The following is a 1,569-nucleotide window of genomic DNA, read 5'->3' as shown; positions in this document are numbered from 1 at the left end:
GTGGGGGCGCCGGGGGCGGGGTACTTCGCCGCCCAACCGTTGAGCAGCCGCTGGTACGCCTCCAGGCGCGGCGGCTTGGGCTCGGAACGGCCGTTCTCCCAGTTCTTCACCGTCTGCGTCGTCGACTTCAACGCGGCCGCGAGGCGGGCCTGGGTGATACCCGCCGCCTCCCGCAATCGGGCCCGCTCCGCCGGAGGCGGCAACGCCGGCTCCTCCTGTAGCAACGCGTCCACGGACGCGAACAACTCTTCCTCGGACGCCATGTCAAGTCTCCCTTCCGCACCCCCACTCTAGCATGTTTTATCCTTAATTTTAGCCCATGATGTAACCCGCTCGGGTTTTTCTCCGGATGTCACGGATGGGTTCGACGGGCCTCGAGGAAGAGGTCGCGGATGCCGCCGTGGGGTGTACCGGCGGTTTACCGCTCGGTGTAGCGCCGCCGATACACCCCCGGCTCCCCATTTGTGCGGACCTACGGGGTTCGCTCAGTCCGGAAAAGGCCGGCTGCTCCGCGGGTTGCGGCCGATGCTTCCGCCCCTGCGGATCAGTGGGTGACCGCGGCGGGTGAGGCCACCACAGGAGAGGCCGGCGTGGGGGAGGATGCTGCGGCCCCGTTCGCTCCGCAGCTTCCCGGGAAGGCGAACAGCGCGAGGACGAGGAGCACTCCCCCGCCGCCGGTCGCCGCCGCGGTGGCGGGGTGGCGGGGTGGCCGAGCCTGCGGGTGTGGGGGCGTACGTAGGCGCCGTTGCGGTAGTGGCCGCGCACGCGTGTGTGGCCGGCGGTCGTTGCCTGTCGGGAGACAGTGGGACGCGCAAAGTTGGCGGCGGTGGTTTTCCTGGTCCGGCGGTGGTGGGGGCGGACGTAGGAACCGTCGCGACGGTGGTAGCCGCGGACGTGGGACATGGCGGTCTCCTCTGTCAGGGGTCAGGAGCGGGGAGTCGGGCGGCGTGGGGGTGGTACGGCGCGCAGGAGTTGCCACAGCGGGGCAGAGCCCGCGGCCCAGCGGGTGAGGAGGTTGCGGTCGACGAGGTGGAGGCGCTGGGAGCGGGCGAAGTCCTTCGCGTTCGCGGTGAAGCGGCCGTTGGTGACCAGGGCGATGACATCGCCGTGGTGGATCGGGCGTCCGGTACCGTTGAGAATCTGCGGGGCCGGGGTCCCGACCGCGGCGCCTTTCAGGCTGTCTTTTCTGTGTTTGCGCTGGATAACCCAGCGCCGGCCGAAGGGATCGGTGGCCTTCACATCGACACCGTTGCCACCGGCGCCACCGACCTGGACGGCGTCGGTGCAGCCGTCTCGGCGCATCAGGTCCCGCACCGCATGCTCGAACCGGCGGTGGTCCAGGGCGTCGATGTGGCCGATGGCATACCTCAGCCGCCCTGCGCGGGCGGCGGAGCGTCGCCCGGCTTCCATTCGCCGCCGCATCCAGATGGTGACGGCCGGGACCACGGCCAGGAGCAGCAGCACGGGAACCCACGGGCGTTCGGCGAGCCGGCTCACAACGGATGTGAGCAGGGACCAGGGCACGGCCGGTGCCAGGAGCAGCACGCCCTTCTCCCAGCCCCTTTCCTG

General features: G+C 70.3%; 2 protein-coding genes. Both read right to left on the bottom strand.

Features of this window, described 5'->3' with window-relative positions; translation table 11 throughout:
• Positions 1-263: helix-turn-helix domain-containing protein (locus FOE67_RS25345; RefSeq protein ID WP_182667149.1), on the bottom strand; the 263-nt coding region annotated here is incomplete at its 3' end.
• Positions 264-924: 661 nt separating this feature from the next.
• Positions 925-1,545, bottom strand: a complete 621-nt coding sequence (locus tag FOE67_RS25340; protein ID WP_438874308.1) for a restriction endonuclease — start codon at positions 1,543-1,545, stop codon at positions 925-927.
• Positions 1,546-1,569: the final 24 nt, after the last annotated feature.

This window comes from Streptomyces calidiresistens (genome assembly GCF_014141525.1).
GTDB classification, from domain to species: domain Bacteria; phylum Actinomycetota; class Actinomycetes; order Streptomycetales; family Streptomycetaceae; genus Streptomyces; species Streptomyces calidiresistens.
This window is presented reverse-complemented; position numbering and strand designations above follow the sequence as displayed.